The 261-nt window shown below is 52.5% G+C and carries 1 rRNA gene; it reads right to left on the bottom strand.

Going from position 1 to position 261, the window contains the following annotated elements:
* Nucleotides 1-261: ribosomal RNA gene (locus E8K79_RS21025) — 23S ribosomal RNA — on the bottom strand; the annotation flags it as partial.

Raw genomic sequence — 261 nt, forward strand, 5'->3', positions numbered from 1 at the left:
GTTCCTTAACCAGTGTTCTCTCAAGCACCTTAGGACATTTATCCTCACCCACCTGAGTCGGTTTACGGTACGGTCACCTGCTGTCTGAAGCTTAGAGGCTTTTCTTGGAAGCATGGGATCAACGACTTTATGGGGATACCCCCTCGTCATCAGTTCTCAGCGTTGAATGGAAGAAGGGATTTGCCTCCTCTTCCCGCCTACGACCTTAAACCAGGACAACCAGCGCCTGGATCGTCTACCCTACTCCGTCCCCCCATCGCA

This window comes from Geomonas edaphica (assembly GCF_004917075.1).
Taxonomy (GTDB): Bacteria; Desulfobacterota; Desulfuromonadia; order Geobacterales; family Geobacteraceae; genus Geomonas; species Geomonas edaphica.